The organism is Streptomyces sp. NPDC030893 (assembly GCF_055571535.1).
On sequence record NZ_JBVIFC010000004.1, the window covers coordinates 1 to 19,436 of the forward strand.

Sequence of the window (19,436 nt, forward strand, 5' to 3'; positions counted from 1 at the left end):
CCCCCCCCCCCCCCCCCCCCCCCCCCCCCCCCCCCCCCCCCCCCCCCCCCCCCCCCCCCCCCCCCCCCCCCCCCCCCCCCCCCCCCCCCCCCCTCGACCGTGTCGGACCGGGCCGCCGGCCCCTCACGGGTGTGAGGCCGTACCGCCTCGCGGCGCCAGCAGACCGTGCAGACAGGCGACCAGGCTCCGGGCCTGGACGTTGAGGTAGTGGCTGTGCCGCAGGAGCGCGCCGAGCTGGTGCAGGGTCAGCCAGCGGTGCTCGGCGTCCTCCAGGGCCTCGGCCGGGCCGTCGGCCTCCACGACGAGGTAGCGGTTCAGGGCGTGGTGGAAGCGGCCGCCCTCCTCGGACAGCAGACAGGAGAACCTGATTCGCTCCGGCGGGGCCGACAGCACGTCGTCCAGGAAGCGCGGCCGTGCCGCTCCGGGCAGCACCTCGTAGTTCCCGGGGACGCACTGGACGGTGGGGGAGAGTTCGACGCCGTCCACGTACCCGGGCTGCGTGCCGGCCCGCATCAGGGCGTGGAGCACCCCGCCGATCTCCTTCACCAGCACGGCGATCACACCGGTCCCGTGCGGCTCGACCATCGGCTGGGACCAGCCGCCGACCTCGCGGGTGCCCGCCGAGACGGTCACGCCGATCACGGAGAAGAAGCGGCCGCTCTCGTGGGAGATCCGGTCCGCCGAGCCGCGCCAGCCGCGCAGTTCGCCGAGCGGCGCCGGGCGGGTGGTGAGATCTCCCTGGGCGCGGTGCTCGGTGATCCAGCTCAGGATCTCCTCCAGGGGGTGCGCGGCGCCCGCTCCACCGGCGCAGGAGCGGACCAGCGCCCCCCGGAACCCCCCACCCGTGCCCAGCACGCCGTCGACGCCGTCACCGGCGAGGGGGAGGCAGGACAGCGCCGTACGCGCGTCCATGTTGACGATGTCCTCGGAGGCCAGCAGCCGGTGGATCTCGCCGAGCGTCATCCAGCGGAAGTCCTCCCCGACGGTGACGTCCTCGGAGACCTCCACCACGATGTTCCGGTTCCGCTTGCGGAAGAACCACGAGCCCTGTTCCGACTGGAGCACGTCGGCGATGACGTGGTGCCGGGTCCGTTCCCGGAAGTAGGCGAGGTACGGCACCGCGCGGCCCCGGTGCAGCCGCAGGAAGTTGCTGCGGGTGGCCTGCACGGAGGGGGAGAGCTGCAGGTGGTTCCTGTTGCCGGGTTCGACCTTGGCCTGCATCAGGAAGTGCAGCACCCCGTCGAACTCCTTGGCCAGCAGACCCAGCACGCCGATCTCCGGCTGGTGGATGATCGGCTGCTGCCAATGGGGCACCGGGCCGGAGGCGGACCGGACGTCGAGGCCGTCGACGGCGAAGAAGCCGCCGCTGCGGTGCCGCAGGGCGCCCGAGCGCGGGTCCCGGTCCCAGTCCCGCAGACGGTCGAGCGCCACCCGCTCGACCCGCAGACCGGACCGTTCACGGGCGCCGGCGAACCAGGAGGCGAACGTGCCGGGCTGATCGATTCTGCTCTCCTCGGTGAGGACCGACCTCGCGAGCCGGTCCCGGAGCGCACGGGACGAGGACGAGGGCGGCTGGACGGTTCCGTTCACCAGGGTTCCTTTGCGCTGGAAGGACAGGGGCGGCGCGCACGGCTCAGTACAGTGCGGGCGGCCAGCAGGAACCTTGAGTCCCCCTGAACCCGTCCGTCCACCGCTGGGGCGGGCCCGGGGCCCGGCCACCGGAATGCGGGCGTCCATTTGGAGCCCGACGTTCGGCTCGACCGTTCTTCGAGGACGTGAGTCGAAGGTACGTCCATGACGACCCCACGCGATGGCGTCCCGGCGGACCCACTCGCCGTCATGCGGCAGCAACGGAGTCAGGCAATGACGGGACCGCGCCCTTCGAACGCCCCGGGTGACCACCGGGAGGCCGTCCGTGTCACCGTCGAGCCGGGATCGTGGAGACCTCGATCGCTGATGCCCCCGCACCCCGACGGCTGAATTCGGCCGGGTCGGTACCGGAGTCGGTCCGCGTTTCCATTCGACGTTGAATCACTTACCCGCTCGAACGCCGCGGTCACAGGGCCGCGAGGGCGCTCGGACGCCCTCGGGACGTGGCTGAAATATGCGTCGAGCGCCGAGGGAATGACCTTGTCCGGTTGATTGGCAAGGGTTAATCTGCGTAAAGATGCAGACAGTCTCGCGCAAAGACCATGCAAAGGTGTATGTCATCGAACGGGGGACGGGATGGATTTTCGGTTGCTCGGACCGTTAGAAATTCTCGACGGCACGCGGAATGTCGTGCCCACCGCACCCAAACCACGCCAGGTGATCGCTCTGCTGCTGATGCGGAGAAACACCTTGGTGCAGACGTCGGAGCTGATCGACGAGCTCTGGGAGAACGATCCGCCGGCCAGTGCGATGACCACCCTCCAGACGTACATCTACAAGCTCCGCAAAATCCTTACGGCACGCGATTCGGAGGATATTCTCCTCACCCGGCCGGGAGGATATACGCTCGCCGTTCCCGATTCCTGCACCGACCTTCACCAATTCGAAGTGGAAGCCGACGACGGGAAAGCGCTGCTGAAGAAGGGTGAGCCGGCCGCGGCGGCCGATGTCCTCAAACGGGCCCTCGGACGCTGGCGGGGCTCCGCACTGGTCGACGTCGTGCCCGGCGGACTGCTGTCGTCCTACGTCACGCGCCTGGAAGAGCTCCGCGAGCGGACCCTCGACCTGCGCATCGAGGCGGATCTGCGGCTGGGACGCCATCAGGAGCTGATCAGCGAGCTGAAGTCGCTCGTGCTCAGCCGGCCCCTGCACGAGAACGTGCACGCCTCGCTGATGATCGCACTGCACCGCTCCGGACGGCGCCACGAGGCGCTCGAGGTCTACCAGACCCTGCGCCGCAGCATGATAGACAACCTGGGCCTCGAACCGGGCCAGGAACTCCGCTCCCTGCACCAGGCGCTCCTGTCGGAGGGCACCGTCGGCGAACCCTACGAGCCACGCCGCCGGCCCGCCCCCGCCGAGCAGCAGCACCGGACCACGGCTCCCCGGCCCGAGCCCGGGAAACCCGCGGCGCCCCCGGCGCCCGGCCCCACCCCCCACCCTCCTCAGGGCATCCCCGTCCCCGCCCAGCTCCCGGCCGACCTGACCGACTTCACCGGACGCCGGTCCGTCGTCGGGCGGGCACCGGCGGTCCTGGCCGGGGACGAGGAGCACGCCCGCCCGCGCACGGCCACCCCCGTCGCGGTCATCAGCGGGATGCCGGGCGTGGGCAAGACCGCGCTCGCCGTGCACCTGTCCCACACCGTGCGCCCGCTCTTCCAGGACGGGCAGCTCTACGCGGACCTGCGCGGCTCCACCGGAGCGGGATGCGGCCCCGCGGACGTGCTCCACGGATTCCTGCGCGCCCTGGGCACCGCTCCCGGCGACATCCCCGCCGACCTCGACGAACGGTCCAAGCTGTTCAGGTCCACCACGGTCGGCCGGCGGCTGCTGATCCTGCTGGACGACGTGTCCTCGCTGGCGGAACTGCGCCCGCTGCTCCCCGGCGACCCGCAGTGCGCCGTCGTCATCACCAGCCGCAGGCGGCTGCACGGCCTGGACGGCGCCTGGAACATCGACCTGGACGCCATGGACACGGCCGAGGGCAGCGAACTGCTCTCCCGCATCATCGGCATCCCGCGCATCGGCCGGGAGCGGCACGCCGCCGAACAGCTCGTGGAGACCGTCGGCGGCCTTCCCCTGGCGGTGCGGTGCATCGGGGGCCGCCTCAACGGCAGCCCGGGGCTCACCCTGTCGGGCCTGGCCCTGCAACTGTCCTGTTCGGACAAGCTGCTGGACGAGCTGCGTCTGGGGGACCTCGACGTACGGTCCCGGTACGACCGCAGCTACGAGGGACTCGGCCGCGTGGAACGCAGCGTCTTCCGGCTGCTGAGCATCCTCCCGTCCAGCCAGTTCACCGCCGACTCCGTCGTCGAACTCCTCGGCAGCGACAGCCGCACGGTGGAGCGCCAGCTGGAGCGCTTCGTCGACAGCCACCTCATCAGCATCCGCTGGGAGAACGACACGGCCCACTACATGATCCCCGCGGTGACCCGGGCCTACGCCCGTGAACGGCTGCTGGACACCCTCTGGCACGACGGCCTGGACCCCGAGACAGGCCGCCAGCGGATCGCCGAGTCCCGCACCGCACCCGAGGAGACGCCCCCGGACCGCCGATTACGCCGCCTCCAGCGAGCCCCCGTCCGCCCCGGCCGCACGGCCCTCCCCGCGGGCGCGGGCCCGGACCGCAACCGGTGATGCGCGGACCGGTCGCACCAACTCACGGCACAGGAGCGGATGTTAGGGTGGTAAATCCGTTACGTCCGGCGATCCGGGACCACGTCGGCAGGCGGTAGTTCTCGGGGGGCACGGCATCGGGGCGGTGGTGGACGGCAGGGTGCGGGAGCCCGCGGTGCTGCCGTCGTCGTTGCGCGTCCGGCTCGGGGTGATCGCGGTGCTCGCGGCGCTGGTGGCCGGGGTGTTCGGGGTGCTGTACGCCGGTGACGGTGAGCCCGGTGGCCTGGACGCGCGGGTCCGGGCGGTGGTTCACGGGGTGGGGACGCCGGTGCGGAATCTCGCCCTGGTCGTCGACTTCCTGGGGGAGCCGGTGGGCGCGGCGCTGCTCGTCGGGGTCGCCGTGGTGGGGTGCGTACGGTCGCGCGGTCCGCGGGCGGCGGTGTTCGTCGTCGCCGGCACCGGCCTGGGCGTGGGGACCACGAAGCTGCTCAAACCCCTGGTGGGGCGCACCATCCACGGCCCCGACAACCTGTCCTACCCGAGCGGGCACACCGCCTTCCTCACCGCCTTCGCCCTCGTGGTGGCGCTGCTCGCGACCGGCCGGCTCGGCCTCGGCAGGACGGCCGGCCTGTCGCTCGTGCTCGGCGCGGCACTGGTCGCCGGCGCTGCCATGGGCTGGGCGCAGGTCGCCCTGGACGCCCACTACCCGACCGACGCCCTCGGCGGCTGGTGCACCGCGCTGGCGGTGGTACCGGCGACCGGGTGGCTGATCGACCGGGCGACGGACGGCCGACTCCCGTGACCCGCGCGGCGGTTGACGTCAGGCCCGGCGGCGGAACACCGGCTTGACCGGGCGCCCGCCCAGCCAGGGGGCCGGGTCGCCCGCGTCCAGTGCCTTCCGGTACACCGCACACGCCTGGGCCACCGCCTCGACGGTGTGGTCGACGTCGGCGTCGGTGAGGGCGGCGCTCACCACGAAGGAGGGGGCCAGCACCCCGCCCGCGAGGAGCCGGCGCAGGAACAGGGTGCGGTACTCCTGCGAGGGCCGGCCGTGCTCGTCGAGGGTGGCGTAGACCAGGTTGCTGGCCCGGCCCCGGACGACCACGTGGTCGGCGACCCCCATGCCGGCCGCGGCCTCCCGGACCCCGGCCGCCAGCCGTTCGCCCAGGGCGTGCAGCCGCGCCGTGACGCCCTCCTCGGTGTAGGTGGTCTGCACCGCCATCGCGGCGGCCAGGGAGTGGGTTTCCGCACCGTGCGTGGTGGACAGCAGGAACACCCGGTCGCCGGGGTGGCGCAGCCCGCCGCGTTCCATCAGCTCGCGGCGCCCGGCCAGCGCCGAGACGGCGAAACCGTTGCCCAGCGCCTTGCCGAAGGTGGAGAGGTCGGGGACGACGCCGTACAGGCCCTGGGCGCCCGCCTCGGACCAGCGGAAGCCGGTGATCATCTCGTCGAAGATCAGCACGCAGCCGTGCCGGTCGGCGAGTTCGCGCAGGCCGGCGAGGTAGCCGGGCGGTGGTTCGGTGTGGGTGGCGGGTTCCAGGATCAGGCAGGCGATCTCGTCCCCGTGGCGGCCGAGGAGTTCCTCCGTGGCGGCCAGGTCGCCGTACGGGAAGGGCACGGTGAGGTCGGTGGTCGACGACGGGATGCCCGCGGACATCGGGGTGGTGCCGATGAACCAGTCGTCGACGGAGAAGAACGGATGGTCGGCGCAGAGGGCCACCCGTGTGCGGCCGGTGGCGGCGCGGGCGAGGCGCACCGCGGCGGTGGTGGCGTCGGAGCCGTTCTTCGCGAACTTCACCATCTCGGCGGTCGGCACCGTGGCCAGGAAGCGCTCGGCGGCCTCGACCTCCACGACCGACGGCCGGACGAAGTTGCTGCCGCGGTCGAGTTCCCGCCGCACCGCCTCGGTCACGCGGGGGTGGGCGTGGCCGAGGCTGACCGACCGCAGGCCGGAGCCGTACTCGATGTAGCGGTTGCCGTCGACGTCCCACACATGGGCGCCGCGGCCGTGGCTGATGACCGGGGCAAGATTCTCGGGGTACTGGTCGTCGCCCTTGGCGTAGGTGTGCGCGCCGCCGGGGACCAGGGCGTGCAGCCGCTCGCCGGCCGCCCGGGAACGGGGCAGTTCGAACTCTTCGGTGTCCACGGCGACCTCAGTTCTCTCTGTGCTTCAGGACGTCGGCGAGGCCCGGCGCCTCCCGGTCCCGCCGGGACATCGAGGTGACCGGCAGCGGCCAGGGGATGGCGAGCTCCGGGTCGTCGAAGGCGATCGTCACGTCCTCGGCCGGATCGTGCGGACGGTCGATCCGGTACGAGGTGTCGGCGGTCTCCGTCAGCGCCTGGAAGCCGTGCGCGCAGCCCGCCGGGACGTACAGGGTCGTCTGCGTCTCGCCGGACAGCTCGAAGAAGGCCCGGCCCAGGTAGGTCGGCGAGCCCGGCCGCAGGTCCACGACGACGTCGAAGATCCTCCCGTACGAGCACCGCACCAGCTTCGCCTCGCCGGCGCCGGAGCGCAGGTGCAGGCCGCGCAGCACGCCCCGCACCGAGCGGGACAGGCTGTCCTGGACGAAGGCGTCCGGGTCGAGGCCCACCGAGCGGACCACGTCGGCGTCGAAGGTGCGGCAGAAGAAGCCGCGTTCGTCGGCGTACGGCGTCGGCTCGAACAGGTATGCGCCGGCGATCGCCGGGACTTCGGTCGCCTTCATGGAGCCTCTCTCGGAGTACGGGCGTGGTCGGCCGCCGGGAACAGGGCCGCGGTCAGGGCGGCGAACTGGTGCTCGACGCGCCGGGTGGCGGCCAGGTTCCGCTCGCCGAGGAGGCGCCGCAGCTCGGCCGACCGCCGCTCCAGCTCGCGGAACTGTTCGAGCAGCCGGCCGGCGTCGACCTCGCGGGCCGGGTGGCGGTACGCGCCGAGACCCATCCGGTCCATGAGCGCGTCGCTCTTCGCCGAGTAGCTGAGCGCGAGGGCCGGTGTGCCGGCCTTCAGCGCGCAGATCAGATTGTGGTACCGGGTCGCCACCACGGTGTCGGCGGCCGCCATCTCCTTCATCAGATCGGCCACCGAAGCGGTCTCGGCGATGGTGACCAGCGGCGAGTCCACCGCGTCGAGGATCGCGTCGGCCACCGGCAGGTCCAGTTCGTCGCCGGTGAGCAGCCGGACCGGCCGGCCCTCCTCGGCCAGCGCGCGGACGAAACGGGTCGTCCCGTCGACGTAGTGCCGGTGGATCTCCTCGGCCCGGTCGCGCTCGTCGTTGCTGCCGTGGAAGTCCATGACGCCGACGCAGACCGGGCCCGGCGGGCCCGACGGCGTGCTCGGCGGCGGTGCCGGCAGGGCGAACACGAGGTCCTCGTAGACCTGGTCGCGCGCGGTGTCCACGCCCATCGCCCGCATCACGTCGCGGGACATGGTGTCCCGGAACGACCGGTACGCGGCCAGCCGTGTGGACCAGCGCGTCAGGACCCGGGTCGGCCGGCTGCCGATCGTGCCGGCGCCGACGCCGACCAGCGCGACCCGGGTGCGCAGCAGCCGTCCGGTCGCGCAGAGCAGGAACAGCGAGTACGGGAAGCCCCACGGCCGCAGCGGCAGCGTGGTCTCCAGGACACCCGTGCCCGGGACGATCACCACGTCGTGCCGGCGCGCCCAGGCGGCGGTGCGGAAGACGTCGACGAGCTTGCCCAGCCCCTTCCCCGCGATCGCGCCCGCACGGGTCGCGGTCCGGTACTCCCCGCGGTACCAGTGCAGCCGCGTCGCGGGGATCCCGTACCGGGCCGCGACGACCTCGGGTCCGCCGCACATCGCGTCCACGACCGCCTCCGGGTGCTCGGCGCGCAGGTACCCCAGCACGGCCTCGAGCGACCCGTCGTTGCCGACGTTGCCGGAGCCGAGCAGACCGAACACCCCCACCCGCACCGCGGTCACGTCCGCCGCCCTTCACGTCCCGCCACCAGCGCGTCCACGGAGACGGTGAGCCGGTCCGGGTCGACCGGGGCGCGGTCCTCGACCCGCTCGCCGGCGCCCGGCCGGACCCGGGCGGTCATCCACGCGGCCAGGTGGCGGTAGCAGGCGCGCCGGTCGGCCGGGGAGAGCGGCGCCCGCCGGACCGCCGCGACGAAACCCCAGACGTACTCGGCGAGCAGCCGGGGCGTCGGGTGCAGCGGGCCGGCCCGGCGCGGGTCGAGGTTGACGCACCGGGAGCGCTTGGAGGGGTTCGCCCGCTCGGCGCGGGTGGGGTGGTCGCGGCGGAAGTACAGCAGCTCCGGCACCTGGTGGAAGGGCCCGTGCAGGGTGATCTCGGCGACGAACGTGCGGTCCGCGTGGTGGTAGCTGTCGTGCGGCTTCACCCGGCGCAGCATGTCCGCCCGCATCACGCCGTAGAAGTCGTCGCCGCCGGGCTCGAACAGCAGGCTGCGGAAGCGCTCCGGCGCGTGCGGCGAGTCGGTGCGGAGCCCGTACTCGTAGGGGACCTTCACCTTGCCCTCGGCGTCGATGACCGCCTGGCCGCTGTGCGCGAGGATCACCTCCGGCCGTTCGTCCAGCGCCTCGACGCAGGCCCGCAGCAGGTCCCGGGCGTACAGGTCGTCGTGCGAGGCCCACTTGAACAGCTCGCCGCGGCACTCGGTGAACACGTAGTTGTGGTTCGGCGCGGCGCCGATGTTCCGGGTCAGCCGGATGTACCGGATGCGGGAGTCCCGCGCGGCGTACTTCCGGCAGATGTCCCGGGTCCCGTCGGTCGAGGCGTTGTCGGAGACGACCAGTTCGAAGTCCTCGTAGGTCTGGCCGAGCAGGGCGTCGAACGCCTCGGCGAGATACTCCTCGCCGTTGTAGACGGGCAGGCCGATGCTCAGCCGGGGTCGGTCGGTCATGACGTCCTCACTTCGGGGATGGTCTTCTGGTGGTGCTCGCGCAGGGCCGACCGCAGCTGGAGCCACCACACGGCCGAGCCGCAGGCGGACGCCGCGGCGACGCCCCAGGCCGAGCCGATCGTGCCGCCCCAGGCCGCTCCGCCCAGCCCGCCGGCGACATAGCAGGCGGAGGCGAACATCTGGCAGCGCAGGCTGCGCCGGGCCGCGGCCAGCGCACGGAGCCCGGCCGCCGCGCCGGTGCCGAGTCCGGCGCCCGCGACGCCGAGCGTGACCGGCACGACGAGCTGCGCGGCGGAGCTCCACACGTCGCCGAGGACCAGCTCGCCGAGCCGGTCCGGTACCAGCAGCAGCGCCGCGCCCCACAGCAGCGCGCCGACGGCCTGCCCGCCGCCGAGCAGGAGACAGAACGGGCCGAGCCGCCGCGGGGCCTGCCGCAGTACGCGCGCCGCCTCGGCGACGGTGACCAGCGACAGCCCCATCAGCACGGCGAGGAACGGGCCGAGCAGGAGCTCGGCGCCCCGGATCACGCCCACCGCGCCGACTCCGACGATCACGCCGAGCCCGTAGGCCCGTATCTGGCTCGCGCCGCTGACGCCGACGTTCTCGACCAGGTACCGGTAGCCGAGGTCGCGGTGGTCGCGCATCCACGCGCGCGCTCCGGCCGGCCGGGGCCGGATGCCGGACTGGAGGCAGCCGTACCCCGCGGCCACCGCGGCGGACCCGCCCCAGGCGAGCAGGAAGGCGGTCACGGTGCCCACGTGGGCCGCCACGACCATGGCCGGGACGAGCGCGACGCCCCACACGACGTCGTTGACGAACGCCTTGCGGCCGGTGCCGGCGGCGAAGAACGCGTACCGCCAGGCGTCCTGGAGCAGCAGCCCCGGCAGCATGACGCCGAGCCCGGCGAACGCGTACCCCAGGTCGCCGCCCATGCCCAGCCCGGCGGCCAGACACACCGTGCCGATGCCGGCGCCGACCAGGAGCGCCGTGCCCGACGACCGGGCCACCGCCTGCCGCCAGGACGCGTCCGGGACGCCGCTGAAGCGCACCACCAGCGGATCGGTGGCCAGCCCGCGCGAGACGTTGAGCACCACGCCGTAGGTCACCCAGGCCAGGCTGAACACACCGAACGCGGTCACCCCGAGCGAGCGGGCCACGTAGATGCCCACCGCGAAGTTGGACAGGCTGGAGGCCGCCTGGTCGGCCAGTCCCCAGGACAGCCGCCCGGCGACGGCCCGCCGGGCCGACCCGGCCGGTGCCGTCGTCCCCTCCTCGGTGGTCATCGGCGTCACGCCTTGAGCAGCCCGGCGCCGTGCAGGGCGCCGGCCGCGGCGGCGACGGTGTCGAACGGCAGCCCGGACCGCTCGGCGACGTCCAGCAGACCGTGCTCGCCGTCGGAGAGACTGAGCACCCACAGCATCGCCATCTGGGCCTCCTTGGCGTCGCTGCGTCCCCCGAGCGAGTCGTACAGCCCCCGCCGCCCCAGCTGCGGTTCGCCGTACGGGCTGAGGTTGACGTACCGCCGGTTGCGGTCGAGCACGGCGAACGCCTCGCGGCAGACCGCGAGGGTGTCCGCCATCGCCTCCGGGGAGACGAGGTCCAGGTCGTCCGCCGAGGTGTGGTACTCGGGGTATCCGGCGTACGGGGTCCGGCTGAGCGAGCCCACGCCGAGATCGAACCCGGGTGAGCAGTACTGCCGCTCGTCGTAGCCGTACGGGGTGAACTCGGTGATCCGGTGCGGGCGTCCGGACGTGGTCAGTACGTGCCGCAGCACCCGGTCGATCTCCGCGTCGCCGCGCCTGCTCCGCTTGTACGTCAGCTCGCCCCGGTCGCCGGCGCAGGCCAGCACCAGCCCGTGCCTGACCCGGTCCACCCGCTCGGCGTTGCGGGCCAGCCAGGTGATCGCCCCGATGGTGCCGGGCGCGAAAATGAACCGGTAGGTGTAGTACGGCCGTTGCTCCGCCAGCGCCCGTGCCAGGAACACCGCCACCGCGATCCCGGCCAGGTTGTCGTTGGCCAGCGACGGGTGGCAGACATGGCAGGAGACGATCACCTCGTCGGGGACCTGCCCGGGGATCACGTGCTCGGCGTAGGTGAGGTGGCCGTCGGCGAGCGTGGAGTCGATCCGCACCTCGTACTCGCCGTCCGGCAGCGCGTCCAGGGTCTCCTGGGCCAGGCAGAAACCCCACTCCGGCTTGTAGTAACTGGTGCGGTAGGGCACCCAGGACGGGTGGTCCGGCAGGGTGTGCAGATGCGGGCGCAGTTCGGACAGGGGCATGGTCGCCGCCACCGGCACGCTGTAGCCGAGCACGTGCAGGCTGGACGCGGTGAAGTCGACGACCCGCCGGCCGGAGGCGTCGGCGATGTACGCGTCGCGGATGTTCCACTCCTGCGGCACCGTCCAGTCGAGCACCTGCGTCCCGGTCGGCACCTCGTGCACGCGCAGCGGGACGTACTCGCCGACGATGTCCAGGGTGGCGCGCACCCCGTCGCCGGTGATGCTCCGGCACAGCGGGTACAGCCGCTCCACCAGCGCGTACATCTCCTCGCCGGAGCCGGAGCCGGAGCCGGCCGCGTGCGCGGTCACCGGCGCCACCGCAGGGTGTCGTCGACGGTGCCGGCGTCGGACGCCGAACGCAGCACGGCGAGCCGGGTGAAGCGCCGCTCGAAGTCCTCCCGGGTCAGCCCGTACGCCCGGTAGGCGTCGGCGAGTTCGAGCGCGCCCCGCTTCACCGTCCACTCGCAGTCGAAGCCGGGCACGGCGGCGCGGAACCGGGAGAAGTCCACCCGGTACGACCGCGGATCGGCCCCCGTCTCCCCGGTGATCACCACCTCGGAACCGGACACCGCCTCGGCGACCTGCCGGGCGATCTCGGCGACCGTGACGTTGTTGGTCTCGCTGCCGATGTTGAACGCCCGGTCGTGCACCGCCTTCCGCGGAGCGGTCAGGGCGGCCGCGAAGGCCCGTGCGATGTCGGCGGCGTGCACCAGCGGCCGCCAGGGCGTGCCGTCGGAGAGCACGAGGACCTCGCCCGACAGGAGCGCGTGCCCCACCAGGTTGTTCAGCACGATGTCGGCGCGCAGCCGGGGCGAGTAGCCGAAGGCGGTGGCGTTGCGCATGTACACCGGGCTGAAGTCGCCGTCGGACAGCGCGTGCAGGTCGTCCTCCACCCGCACCTTGGACTCCGCGTACGGCGTCACCGGGCGCAGCGGGGCGTCCTCGCCGACCAGGTCGTCACCGCCGGCGGCACCGTAGACCGAGCAGGTCGACGCGTACAGGAAGCGCTGGACCCCGGCGTCGCGGGCCAGCCGGGCGAGCCGCACCGAGGCGTGGTGGTTGATGTCGTAGGTGAGCTCCGGCGCCAGCGAACCCAGCGGGTCGTTGGAGAGCGCGGCCAGGTGGATCACGGCGTCCACCCCGGCCAGGTGCTCGGCCGTGACGTCGCGCAGGTCCACCCGCGTCCCCGGCGGGTCCGCGGGCGCCGGGCCCAGCACGCAGTCGGCGAACAGGCCGGCGTCCAGGCCGACGACCTCGTGGCCCGCGGCCGTGAGGACCGGGGCCATCACGGTGCCCAGGTAGCCCTGGTGTCCGGTCAGCAGTACGCGCACGTTCATTCCCCCAGGTCGAGAGTGAGTTTGGTGACGGCGAACGCCTCGGCGTACCGCGCGTGGCATTCGATGCCGCGGATTCGGGCCAGCCCCAGGAAGGCCTCCCGGTCGTACCAGGGCCGGTGGCGCTGCGAGGGGTAGTGCTCCTGGAGCAGCCGCACCTTCCGCTCGGCGACGTCCGGTGACAGCGGCTGGTACGCCACCGGGCGGCCGAGGTCGGCGTCCCACTTGACGATCTCGTAGCCGAGCACGAGGTGGTCGCGGAACGCGGTGGTCATCAGCTTCGCCAGGCCGCGGTGGTCCTGGTGGGCGTCCTCGGTGCGCGGGGCGAGCACCAGGTCCGGCTCGGTCCGCCCGCGCAGCTCCTCGACCGCGCCCTTGGCCTCCTCCCAGTGCGCCGGTATCCGCCCGTCCGGCAGTTTGAGCACGGTCAGCCGCAGGTCGGCGCCCGGGCAGAAGGCGGCGAGCGCGGCCCGCTCCTCCTGCTCCCGTTCGCCGCCACCGCCGGTGAGCACCAGCGCGTCGACGCGCAGCCCCGGCCGGGCGAGGCACAGGGCGAGCAGTGTGCCGCCGGCGCCGATGGCGATGTCGTCGCAGTGCGCGCCCACCGCGACGATCCGCTCCAGACTCCCGGTGCCGAGCCGGATCACGCGCTCACCCCCGCGCCGTCCCGCTCCCACACGGCCCACGGCCGCTCGCCGCGGGCGTAGGCGTCGTCGAGCGCGGCCCGTTCCTTCACGGTGTCCGTCGGCTTCCAGAAACCGCGGTGCTTGTGGGCCACCAGCCGCCCCTGCTTGGCCAGTCGGGCGCACCCGTCGGCGACCAGGTCCCCGCCCTCGGGGATGTGGTCGAAGACCTCCTGGCGGAGCACGAAGTAGCCGCCGTTCTCCCACAGCGGCAGTTCGCTCACCGGGGTGATGCCCCCCACCAGGCCGTCCTCGCCCAGGTCCACGCAGTGGAACGAGGACTGCGGCGGCACCACCATCATCGACGCGCCGGCGTCGCGCCGGGCGAACCGGTCGATCATCTCCGGCAGCGGGGCGTCGGTGAGCACGTCGGCGTAGTTGGCGAGGAACATCTCGTCGCCGTCCAGATGGTGCCGCACCCGGCGCAGCCGCTCCCCGATCGGTGACTCGATACCGGTCTGCGCGAACGTGATCGTCCAGTCGGCGATGTCGGTGGAGAGCAACTCCGTACGCCCGCCCCGCAGGACGAAGTCGTTGGACGTCGTCTCCTCGTAGTGGAGGAAGAAGTCCTTGATGTGGTGCGCCCCGTACCCGAGGCACAGGATGAACTCCTTGTGCCCGAAGTGCGCGTAGTAGCGCATGACGTGCCAGATCAGCGGGCGCGGGCCGACCATCGCCATCGGCTTGGGCACGTCGTCGGCGGCACCGCTGCGCATCCGCATCCCGTAACCGCCGCAGAACAGTACGACCTTCATGCTGTGACCTCCCGGGAGGCGGCCTCGACGATGCTCAGTTCCGGTATGGGGAAGACCAGCCGGCCGCCCCAGTCGTGCACGAAGGAGAGCTGCTCGACCAGTTCGGCGCGCAGGTTCCACGGCAGGACGAGGACGTAGTCCGGCCGGTCGGCGGCGATCCGCTCGGGCGGGAGCACCGGGATGCGGGTGCCCGGGGTGAACCTGCCGTGCTTGTAGGGGTTGCGGTCCACCGTGTACGGGAGCAGGTCGGGCCGGATGCCGCAGTGGTTGAGGAGCGTGTTGCCCTTGCCCGGCGCTCCGTAGCCGACGACCGTCTCACCCCGCTCGGCCGCCTCGATCAGGAACCGCAGCAGGTCCCGGCGCACCTTGGCCACCCGGGCGGAGAACTCGGTGTACCCGGACAGTTCCTGGAGCCCGGCGGCCTTCTCCCGCGCCAGTACGTCGGCCACACGCCGGCTCGGCTCGCCGGCCGCCTCGGCGGGCCGGGCCCACAGCCGGATCGAGCCGCCGTGCGTGGGCAGCAACTCCACGTCCACCAGCGCGAGTCCGCCGCTCTCCAGCGCCCGGATCGCGGACGCGACCGTGTAGTACTGGAAGTGCTCGTGGTAGATGGTGTCGTACTGGTTCTCCTCGATCAGGGTCAGCAGGTGCTGCACCTCGACGGAGACCCAGCCGTCGTCGGCGACCAGGGCGCGCAGGCCCCGGGTGAACCCGACCACGTCGGGGATGTGCGCGTACACGTTGTTGGCCACGACCAGGTCCGCCGGACCGTGCTCCCCGCGGACGGCGGCGCCGGTGTCCGGGCTCAGGAACTCCGTGACCGTCGGCACACCCGCCTCGCGCGCCGCGGCGCCGACGTTCACCGACGGCTCGATGCCCAGGCAGCGGATGCCGCGGTCCACCACGTGCCGCAGCAGATAGCCGTCGTTGCTGGCGACCTCGACCACGAAGGAGCCGGCGCCGAGCCCCAGCCGCGCCGCCGCGTCCGCGACGAACGTGCGCGCGTGCTCCACCCAGGAGGTCGAGTAGGAGGAGAAGTACGCGTACTCCTTGAACGTCTCCTCCGGTGTGATCAGCGGAGGGAGCTGCGCGAGCCAGCAGGCGGTGCAGACCCGCAGGTGCAGCGGGTACGCGGGCTCCGGATCGTCCAGTCGGTCCGCGGCGAGGAAACTCTCGCACGGCGGCGTCGCCCCGAGATCGACGACGCTCGCCATCGCCTCCGAGCCGCAGAGTCGGCATCGTGTCATGTGCTGTCCCCATCCCCCCTGCCCGCGCGGGTGTCCCCGCCGCGAGCCAGTGTCGACCGCCCCGCGATCGCGGCGCGGTACCCCTCCACCAGGCGCTCCAGCCCGACGGCCGGGCTGAAGTCCCGCTCGTAACGGAGCCGGGCCGCCCGGCCCATCTCCCGGCCCGCGGCCCGCCCGCCGGTGATCCGGCGCAGGCAGGACACGAGCGAGGCGACGTCGCCCGGCCGGTGCAGCAGCCCCGTACGGCCGTCCTCGACGAGTTCGACGAAGGCGCCGTGACCGGCGGCGACGACCGGGACGCCCGCCGCCATCGCCTCCACGACCACCAGCCCGAACGCCTCCAGCCAGGTCGAGGGGGCCACCACGGCGACCGACCGGGCGACGGCCTCCCGGCACTGGTCCCGGTCGTACAGGCCGGCGTACCGCACGTCGTCCCGGCCGGCCGCCCAGGCGGTCACCTCCCGCTCCAGCGGCCCCGTCCCGGCGATCACGAGCGGTACGCCCACCCCTCCGCCGGCGGCGAGCTCGTCCCACGCGGCCATGAGCAGCCGTACGCCCTTGGCCTCCGCGAGCCGGCCCAGATACAGCAGATGCTCGCCGTCGCCCGTGCGGCACCCGCCCGGGTCGGGCACGAAGTTGTGCTTCACCGCCAGCCGTCCGGCCGGCATCCCGGCCCGCACCAGCACCTCGCGCTGCGCGGCGGAGATGCAGAAGAACCGCTCCACGCCGGACCACCAGCGCCGCCGGTTGACCGACAGGCTCACCGCGAGTGGCACCGTCGCCGCCCGGGAGCCGCGGTAACAGCCGTGCCGGACGGCGGGCAGCGGCGTGGCGCCGACGCACTCGGTGCACGGCCGGCCGTCCCGCTGGAGCGTGCCCGGCGGACAGATCTGCGTGTAGTTGTGCAGCGTGGCGACGGCGGGCACGCCGGCGTCGGCGCAGGCGGCCAGCACCGCGGGCGACAGGAGCGGGAAGACGTTGTGGACGTGCACCACGTCCGGCCGCTCGGCGCGCAGCCGCGCGGCGAGCTCCCTGCGGACGCCCGGGTTCCACGGTACGAGGAACGGCAGCGCGGCCTTGGCCGGCAGGGACCGGCCGGCGATGTCGTCGCTGCGCCGCTCGAACACCCCGACCCGGTGGCCGGCCCCGCGCAGCAGCGCCACCTCCTGGTCGACGACCAGGTTCTCCCCGCTCGGCTGCGCCGAGGCGTAGCGGTTGTGCACCACGAGAACGTGCATGCTCAGGTCACCTCCGATCTCTGGGCCCAGCGCGGGACGCGCCGTCGGGGCGCGTCGGCCGCCGGCAGGGGAGCGGGCGCGGCCGGTGCCGCGAGCAGCGAGGCGGCCACGGCCAGATGCAGCAGATACGGCGAGGCGTCGCCGAGACCGGCCTCGGTGTACGAGGCGATCGCGCAGTAGCTGATCAGGAAGAGCGCGCAGGCCCTCGACAGCGACGGCGGGCGCAGCAACGCCACGCCGCCCAGCACGAGGACCATCACCGCGACCAGGGTGATGCCGGTCATCCCCTGCTCGTGGTAGACGGCCAGCCAGCTGTTGTCGATCGGCAGCCCGCCGAACGACTTGTCGCCCAGCCCCGCCCCGAACAGGTACTCCGAGGTCGTCCGGGGCGCGGACAGCAGGGCGTCCCAGACCTTGGCCCGGCCGGTGAGGCTGGTGAAGTTCTCCTCGCTCTGCCCGCGCAGGAACCACGCCTGCAGCCAGGAGCTGAACGCCACCGCGGCCACGGCGGCGCACAGCACCGCCCAGGTGAAGAAGCGGCGGGCGGCGGCGCTGGTCAGCACCAGCGAACCGATCGCCACCGCCAGCCCGGCGATCAGGCCGAGCGTGGCCGTACGGGTGTGGGTCAGCGCCAGCAGGACGAGGGCCGGCACCACCACCAGCGCCGCGCTGCGCCGGTCGGTACGGCGGCCCAGCACCAGCAGCACGGCCAGCCCGGTGATCACCGCGGCGTACTGGCCGATCTGCGGCGGGGTGAGCGGCCACAGCGCGCCGACCAGCCGCCCGCCGTAGGTGTCGGGCAGGGCGGTGCCCGGTGCCACGACCAGTCCGACGGCCACCGACGCGAGGACCGCGAAGTACATCCGGATGTGGTGCCGGACGAACGTCGTGCCGCCGTCCCACCAGCGGCTGAGCAGCCACAGCGTGGTGACGAACAGCGCCAGCCGGGCGCAGCGGAACAGCGCGCCGAACCCGGACTCCAGGCTCGCGCTGGAGATCAGGCTCGGCACCAGCAGCAGGGTCAGCAGGAACAGGAAGGCGCTCGGCCGGACGCGCAGCCGGGTGTTGACCGCGAGCGCCAGCGCGAACGCGACGACCAGCGAGCCCATGGTGACCATCTGGATGAGGGAGCGGGGCAGCGGGACGATGGTCTCCGCCCCGGCGGAGCCCAGCGTGTTGAGGACCAGCAGCCCCCAGGCCGCCTTGACGGGCCCCGGCGTGCGGCGGTCGTCGGTCTCCATCTCAACCACCCTTCCCGGAACGGAAGGTGCTGTCCGCGTCCTGCCGGTACGGCGCTCCCCGCCACTGGGCGGTGTCGAGCACCCGGCTCGGGTCGTGGGCGACGAACTTCCACGGCCCGACGTAGACGTTGTCGTGCCAGCGGTTGTGCTGTTCGAGGGTGATCGCCTCGGCCACCCGCTCGCCCTGGTACGGCGACCAGTCCGGGTAGGTGCCGTAGTTGGCCAGCACCGCCATGCGGTCGCACTTGTCCACGCAGTCGACGACGGACTTGTCCAGCACGAAGCGGTTGTCGTGGATGTCCACCCGCTGGGTCCGCCACCGGCAGTCGTCGTAGAGCGGCGCGGTGGCGATGCCCGGCTGTGCGCAGCGGTCGACGTCCTCCACCAGCAGGGTGCAGTCACCGGAGGAGGTGTTGGCCGGGCTGTTGCAGAACCGGTCGGCGTTCTCCCACAGGGTGATCCCGGACCAGTTGTTCTCCAGGACGTTCCGGTAGATCTCGATCTTGTCCGTGCGGGCCGGGACCCGCGGTTCGCCGCCCGACTCGGACACGTAGACCGTCGCGAACGGGAAGGTGTCGCCGCGGTCGGCGTACCGGCGGCCCTCGACCCAGTTGTTCCGCCGGACGGTGTTCCCGCGGATGACCGCGTTGTAGCTGGTCTCGTAGATCAGCGCGGCACCGTCGTTGGCCTCGAGCACGTTGTCCTCGATGCGGAAGTCGTTGTTGTTGGTGTCCGCCCACAGGCCGGTGCCGCGGTTGTCGTGCACCCAGTTGCCGCGCACGTCGGCGCCGTCGACGGCCCAGAACTTGATCCCTCCGGTGCAGCCGCAGCCCGGCCGGCGCCGCTCCCAGTCACCGGTGTTGTTGCCGGTGATCTCGTTGCCCTCGACCACCAAGTCGGTGATCCGGCCGTCGCCCTTGTAGGCGTTCATGCCGTACTGGCCGTTGTCCCGCAGGCAGTTGGCGCGCACCTGCTGGCGGGCACCGGCCATCAGCCCGGCGCCGGAGTTGTCCCGGATCGTGGAGTGCTCGATCACCCACCCGTCGGCCGAGTCGTGGTTGACCACGCCCTCGTCGTGCGGCGCGGCGAACCCCCGCACGGTCAGATGGCGGATGGTGACGTCGGGGGCGGTGCCGCCGAACGCGTACTGGTTGGTCTCGCGGCCGTCGAGCACCGCGCCCGGCGCGCCGAGGTAGGTGTTGCCCTCCTTGGGGACGACCTGGGCGTAGCGGTCCGGCTCCAGCCGGTGCTTGCCGGGCATGAGCCAGAACGTGGTGTCCGGGGGGCTGCTCTTGGTCTTCGCCGCCAGGTCACCGGTGACCGCGGGGTCGACCGTCACCGCGCCCGCGGGTGCCTTCGCCGGCCCGGGTTCGGGCCCTGCGCACACCCGGGCCACGGACACGGACACGGACGGCGTGGGGGTCGGCTCCGGCCGCGCGTCCGGTGCGCTGTCACAGCCGGTCGCCGCCAGCAGGACCAGCGCCGGCGGTATCGCCCGGCGTCGCCACGTGCTCCCCAAGTGCTCTCCTCC

At 72.9% G+C, this 19,436-nt stretch carries 16 protein-coding genes; 2 read left to right on the top strand and 14 right to left on the bottom strand.

All coding sequences use genetic code 11. The annotated features are described in order from the left end of the window. Window positions 1–123: 123 nt before the first annotated feature. A complete protein-coding gene (locus ACZ434_RS10020; protein ID WP_468453724.1) occupies window positions 124–1,590 on the bottom strand; it encodes an NDP-hexose 2,3-dehydratase family protein in 1,467 nt (488 codons plus the stop codon). A 690-nt stretch (window positions 1,591–2,280) separates the two neighbouring features. Here ACZ434_RS10020 and ACZ434_RS10025 point away from each other — a divergent pair. Together ACZ434_RS10025 and ACZ434_RS10030 are read left to right on the top strand one after the other, a co-directional pair. Then, window positions 2,281–4,287 carry an AfsR/SARP family transcriptional regulator gene (locus tag ACZ434_RS10025; protein ID WP_468453726.1) on the top strand — a complete coding sequence of 669 codons (2,007 nt, stop codon included), beginning with the start codon at window positions 2,281–2,283 and terminating at the stop codon, window positions 4,285–4,287. 124 nt (window positions 4,288–4,411) lie between these two features. Continuing rightward, entirely contained in the window at window positions 4,412–5,068 is a 657-nt protein-coding gene (locus tag ACZ434_RS10030; RefSeq protein ID WP_468453728.1) for a phosphatase PAP2 family protein, read from the top strand. 18 nt (window positions 5,069–5,086) lie between these two features. On the opposite strand, the gene ACZ434_RS10035 is transcribed toward ACZ434_RS10030, so the two are convergent. Genes ACZ434_RS10035 through ACZ434_RS10095 form a run of 13 tightly spaced genes read right to left on the bottom strand, consistent with a single transcriptional unit; the run spans window position 5,087 to window position 19,424 of the window. Further along, window positions 5,087–6,412, bottom strand: coding sequence for a glutamate-1-semialdehyde 2,1-aminomutase (locus ACZ434_RS10035; RefSeq protein WP_468453730.1), 1,326 nt, complete (start codon window positions 6,410–6,412; stop codon window positions 5,087–5,089). Window positions 6,413–6,419: 7 nt separating this feature from the next. Beyond that, window positions 6,420–6,971: a dTDP-4-dehydrorhamnose 3,5-epimerase family protein gene (locus ACZ434_RS10040; protein WP_468453732.1), complete on the bottom strand. Its 552-nt coding sequence runs from the start codon at window positions 6,969–6,971 to the stop codon at window positions 6,420–6,422. After that, a complete protein-coding gene (locus ACZ434_RS10045) occupies window positions 6,968–8,185 on the bottom strand; it encodes a polysaccharide pyruvyl transferase family protein (protein ID WP_468453734.1) in 1,218 nt (405 codons plus the stop codon). Before ACZ434_RS10045 ends, ACZ434_RS10040 begins: the two co-directional genes overlap by 4 nt. Continuing rightward, window positions 8,182–9,129 (bottom strand): glycosyltransferase family 2 protein, encoded by a 948-nt coding sequence (locus ACZ434_RS10050; protein ID WP_468453736.1) that lies wholly within the window; start codon window positions 9,127–9,129, stop codon window positions 8,182–8,184. The genes ACZ434_RS10045 and ACZ434_RS10050 overlap by 4 nt, the downstream gene beginning before the upstream one ends. Next, window positions 9,126–10,412 carry a hypothetical protein gene (locus ACZ434_RS10055; RefSeq protein ID WP_468453738.1) on the bottom strand — a complete coding sequence of 429 codons (1,287 nt, stop codon included), beginning with the start codon at window positions 10,410–10,412 and terminating at the stop codon, window positions 9,126–9,128. The genes ACZ434_RS10050 and ACZ434_RS10055 overlap by 4 nt, the downstream gene beginning before the upstream one ends. A gap of 5 nt (window positions 10,413–10,417) precedes the next feature. Continuing rightward, the gene (locus tag ACZ434_RS10060; protein WP_468453740.1) at window positions 10,418–11,725 is read right to left on the bottom strand and encodes a DUF4910 domain-containing protein; all 1,308 of its coding nucleotides are present in this window, start codon (window positions 11,723–11,725) and stop codon (window positions 10,418–10,420) included. After that, complete coding sequence (locus tag ACZ434_RS10065; RefSeq protein ID WP_468453742.1) at window positions 11,713–12,738, bottom strand: NAD-dependent epimerase/dehydratase family protein; 1,026 nt, start codon at window positions 12,736–12,738, stop codon at window positions 11,713–11,715. Before ACZ434_RS10065 ends, ACZ434_RS10060 begins: the two co-directional genes overlap by 13 nt. A 2-nt stretch (window positions 12,739–12,740) precedes the next feature. Further along, entirely contained in the window at window positions 12,741–13,388 is a 648-nt protein-coding gene (locus tag ACZ434_RS10070; protein ID WP_468453744.1) for a PIG-L deacetylase family protein, read from the bottom strand. Next, window positions 13,385–14,179 (bottom strand): glycosyltransferase family protein, encoded by a 795-nt coding sequence (locus ACZ434_RS10075; RefSeq protein WP_468453746.1) that lies wholly within the window; start codon window positions 14,177–14,179, stop codon window positions 13,385–13,387. Before ACZ434_RS10075 ends, ACZ434_RS10070 begins: the two co-directional genes overlap by 4 nt. Then, window positions 14,176–15,426 (bottom strand): class I SAM-dependent methyltransferase, encoded by a 1,251-nt coding sequence (locus ACZ434_RS10080; protein ID WP_468453748.1) that lies wholly within the window; start codon window positions 15,424–15,426, stop codon window positions 14,176–14,178. Before ACZ434_RS10080 ends, ACZ434_RS10075 begins: the two co-directional genes overlap by 4 nt. Further along, window positions 15,423–16,664: a glycosyltransferase gene (locus tag ACZ434_RS10085; protein WP_468453750.1), complete on the bottom strand. Its 1,242-nt coding sequence runs from the start codon at window positions 16,662–16,664 to the stop codon at window positions 15,423–15,425. The genes ACZ434_RS10080 and ACZ434_RS10085 overlap by 4 nt, the downstream gene beginning before the upstream one ends. Window positions 16,665–16,666: 2 nt before the next feature. After that, a complete protein-coding gene (locus ACZ434_RS10090; protein WP_468453752.1) occupies window positions 16,667–17,905 on the bottom strand; it encodes an O-antigen ligase domain-containing protein in 1,239 nt (412 codons plus the stop codon). A gap of 1 nt (window position 17,906) precedes the next feature. Then, the gene (locus ACZ434_RS10095; protein WP_468453754.1) at window positions 17,907–19,424 is read right to left on the bottom strand and encodes a right-handed parallel beta-helix repeat-containing protein; all 1,518 of its coding nucleotides are present in this window, start codon (window positions 19,422–19,424) and stop codon (window positions 17,907–17,909) included. Window positions 19,425–19,436: the final 12 nt, after the last annotated feature.